Here is a 3,516-nt window from a genome sequence, read left to right on the forward strand (position 1 = left end):
CCCTCGCCCAGGCCGGCGAACACCTGCTGGCGGGTGTCCGCGAGATCGTCTACAAGCGCTCGCTGCCGCTGGCGACGGAGCACCTGCGGATCGTCCCCTCGGTGTCCGGGCAGAGCGCGGGTGTGGCGGGCGCCGCGGTGCTGGCGATCTCCCATGTGCTCTCCCCGGAGGCGATCGACGCCGCCGGCGCACGCCTGGCGGGCTGACCCGATCCGGCTACCCGGTCCGCAGCGTACCCCGCCGGCCGGAACCGGTCGGCGGCGGGGCTCCGACGCGGGGCGCGGGAGGCCGCAGTGTCGCGGTGGGCGCGGCGGGGCGACGGGGACGCCCCCGGCCTCTCGATAGACTGGCCGCATGACCGCCGAGACCTCCGCGCAGACCACCGACCGCACCAGGCTCCTCGAGCTCATCCGGGAACTCGCCGTCGTGCACGAGCGCGTCACGCTCTCCAGCGGCGTCGAGGCCGACTACTACATCGACCTCCGCCGGATCACGCTGCACCATGAGGCATCCGCCCTCGTGGGCCGCGTGATGCTCCAGCTGCTCGACGACGCCGGCATCGCCTTCGAGGCCGCCGGCGGCCTCACGATGGGCGCGGACCCGGTCGGCACCGCCGTGATGCACGCGGCAGGGCAGGCGGGCCGGCCGATCGACGCGTTCGTGGTGCGCAAGACCCAGAAGACGCACGGCATGGGCCGCCAGGTGGAGGGACCCGACGTGTCCGGGCGTCCCGTCGTCGTCCTGGAGGACACCTCCACCACCGGCGGCTCCGCGCTGACCGCCGTCGAAGGTGTCCGGCGGGCCGGCGGCGACGTCCGGGCCGTCGCCGTCATCGTGGACCGCAGCACGGGATCGAAGGAGCGCATCGAGTCCGAGGCGGGTGTGCCCTACCTCTTCGCGTTCGGCAGGGACGAACTGGGCCTCGCCTGACGGGGACCGCGACCACGGCACGGAGCGGCGCATGGAGCACGACGGCGTCCGGGCGGCCCTGCGCGGTGCGCGGGACTTCCGCGAGTCCTCCCGCCGGTCCTTCCTCATCGGGTCGGCCGCTGCGGCGGTAGCGACGGCGGATCTCGCCTTCACCCGCGTCATCCAGTCCCAGCGCGAGCTGACCCGCATCCTGCCGCTCGACGACGACGACGCACGCGCGCGCTTCCCGGACGACCGCTGGGTCCTCTTCCCCGGGTACAAGACGAGCTGGGAGGAAGGGCTCTGGATCCTCAACTCGCTGCGCCCGGCCCTGTCCCGGCGCGCGCAGATGGCCGTGATGGGCTACTCCAACCGCGGGCTCGACATCAACAACATCGTCGCCACGATGAACCGCTACGTGGAGAACTTCCGGCTCGAGAGGCTCTACTTCTACGGCCACAGCTTCGGCGGCATGGTGGCGGTCGAGGTGGCCGCCCGGCTGCGCGACCGCGGCATCCCGGTGGAGCTCGTGCTGCTGGACTCCTCGCCGTCGAGCCGCTTCGACGTCCAGGACCAGCGCATGTTCGACGGCGTGGTGCTGCTGTACGAGGCGGGGGTGCGTGTGCCGATCAGCGTGCGGGGCACCTACGAGCTCGGCGAGCGGATCGTCCACAAGAACGAGCGCACGTGGAGCCAGATCGTGGACCAGACGCTCGAGCAGCTCTCGCCCCTGGCACCCAGCAGCGAGCTCATCCAGTCCGAGTCCTCGTACATCTACCACTTCGACGTCTCGCGGTTCCGGCTCTCCCTCGGGGAGACGAAGGTGGTGTTCACCGGGAACCCGAACGACGGCGTCGTCGACTACGCGCGTGCTCGGACCGGGTGGGCGCGCGGGCTGCCCGACAACCTGGTCTCCGCGGACCACGTGACCGAGGGGGCGCTGCCGGCACACGCGAGCCCGCAGTGGAACCCGGGCATCTACCAGGGCATCGTCTCCGCCGTGCAACGCGACTACGTCCCCGTGCCGCGGGGCGGCGGCCTGAAACGGCTCTTCTAGGCCGCCTCCTACACCTGGTCGATCAGGTCCGCCACCGACTCGCAGATCTGCGCCGGGCGGAACGGGAACGCCTCGATGTCCTCCGGCTGCGTGATACCGCTGAGCACCAGGACCGTGTGCAGGCCCGCTTCCATGCCGGCGATGATGTCGGTGTCCATGCGGTCGCCGATCATCGCCGTCGTCTCCGAGTGCGCGTCGATCTGGTTCATCGCCGAGCGGAACATCATGGGGTTCGGCTTGCCCACGATGTAGGGGTCCCGGCTCGTCGCCGCCGTGATCATGGCCGCGATGGCGCCCGTCGCCGGCAGCGGGCCCTCCTTCGAGGGCCCGGTCACGTCCGGGTTCGTAGCGATGAAGCGGGCGCCGTCGAGGATCAGGCGCACGGCCTTGGTGATCGCCTCGAACGAGTAGGTGCGGGTCTCGCCGAGCACCACGTAGTCGGGGTTCGTGTCGGTGAGCACGAAGCCCGCCTCGTGCAGGGCCGTCGTCAGTCCCGCCTCGCCGATCACGTACGCCCGTCCGCCCGGCAGCTGGTCGCGCAGGAACTGCGCGGTGGCCAGCGCCGAGGTCCAGAGGTTCTCCTCGGGGATCTCGAGCCCGGAGGCCTTCAGCCGCGCGGCCAGATCGCGCGGCGTGTAGATCGAGTTGTTGGTCAGGACGAGGAACCGCTTCGAGGTGGCCACCCATCGCTCGATCAGCTCGGCCGCACCGGGGATGGCCTGGTTCTCGTGCACCAGCACACCGTCCATGTCGGTGAGCCAGCACTCGATGTGTTCGTTCTCGCGCATGGGCGTCCTTCCAGAGGGGGCGTTCGGGGACCTGCCGGTGCCAGTCTTCCACCTTTCGCGCCGACTACGCTGGGAGGGTGACAGAACCCGTGCCCGAGCCCGCCGTCGACGCCGAGACCGCGGACGGAGCCCCGGGCGGTCCCGTCGGCGTCGGTCCGTGGGAGGGCGAGTGGCCCGACGGCGACCACTGGGACCGTGACCTGCTGGCAGGCGGGGACACCCGCAACGTCGTCGACGCGTACCGGTACTGGAAGCACGAGGCGATCGTGGCGGACCTCGACGAGCGCCGCCACGGCTTCCACGTCGCGATCGAGAACTGGCAGCACGACCTCAACATCGGCTCCGTCGTGCGCACCGCCAACGCGTTCCTCGCCAGGGAGGTCCACATCATCGGGCGACGGCGGTGGAACCGGCGCGGCGCCATGGTCACCGACCGCTACCAGCACGTGCGCCACCACCCCACGGTGGCCGACTTCACGGAGTGGGCCGCGGCGGAGGGACTGGCGGTGATCGGGATCGACAACTTCCCCGACTCGGTGCCGCTCGAGACCTACGACCTGCCCGAGAACTGCGTGCTCGTGTTCGGCCAGGAGGGGCCGGGCCTCACGCCGGAGGTGCACGAGGCCGCCGAGGCGACGCTCTCCATCGCCCAGTTCGGGTCCACGCGCTCCATCAACGCCTCGGCGGCCGCCGCGATCGCCATGCACGGCTGGGTGCGGCGGCACGTGTTCGGGCAGCACGCCTGACCCGGCGGCCACCACC

4 protein-coding genes and 1 pseudogene are annotated in these 3,516 nt (G+C 71.3%); 4 read left to right on the top strand and 1 reads right to left on the bottom strand.

The genetic code is table 11. The features are described 5' to 3' along the window. From CVO76_RS01780 to CVO76_RS01790, 3 genes and pseudogenes are all read left to right on the top strand, one after another. A pseudogene (locus tag CVO76_RS01780) lies at positions 1-206 on the top strand (sugar kinase); the annotation flags it as partial. A 148-nt stretch (positions 207-354) separates the two neighbouring features. Continuing rightward, the gene (gene pyrE / locus CVO76_RS01785; protein ID WP_208740471.1) at positions 355-930 is read left to right on the top strand and encodes an orotate phosphoribosyltransferase; all 576 of its coding nucleotides are present in this window, start codon (positions 355-357) and stop codon (positions 928-930) included. Positions 931-961: 31 nt separating this feature from the next. Continuing rightward, complete coding sequence (locus CVO76_RS01790) at positions 962-1,966, top strand: thioesterase domain-containing protein (protein WP_208740472.1); 1,005 nt, start codon at positions 962-964, stop codon at positions 1,964-1,966. Between the two features lie 8 nt (positions 1,967-1,974). Here CVO76_RS01790 and CVO76_RS01795 read toward each other — a convergent pair whose 3' ends face one another. Beyond that, complete coding sequence (locus CVO76_RS01795) at positions 1,975-2,754, bottom strand: HAD-IIA family hydrolase (protein WP_133080278.1); 780 nt, start codon at positions 2,752-2,754, stop codon at positions 1,975-1,977. Positions 2,755-2,843: 89 nt separating this feature from the next. On the opposite strand from CVO76_RS01795, the gene CVO76_RS01800 reads away from it, so the two are divergent. Then, positions 2,844-3,500, top strand: a complete 657-nt coding sequence (locus CVO76_RS01800; protein WP_244186280.1) for a TrmH family RNA methyltransferase — start codon at positions 2,844-2,846, stop codon at positions 3,498-3,500. Positions 3,501-3,516: the final 16 nt, after the last annotated feature.

This window comes from Arthrobacter agilis, assembly GCF_002953615.1.
Classification (GTDB): Bacteria; Actinomycetota; Actinomycetes; order Actinomycetales; family Micrococcaceae; genus Arthrobacter_D; species Arthrobacter_D agilis_B.

What these genes read in the sequence shown, in the direction of transcription:
- pyrE (WP_208740471.1), top strand. Translation starts at nt 355, where the DNA reads ATGACCGCCGAGACCTCCGCGCAGACCACCGACCGCACCAGGCTCCTC.
- CVO76_RS01790 (WP_208740472.1), top strand. Translation starts at nt 962, where the DNA reads ATGGAGCACGACGGCGTCCGGGCGGCCCTGCGCGGTGCGCGGGACTTC.
- CVO76_RS01795 (WP_133080278.1), bottom strand. Translation starts at nt 2,754, where the DNA reads ATGCGCGAGAACGAACACATCGAGTGCTGGCTCACCGACATGGACGGT.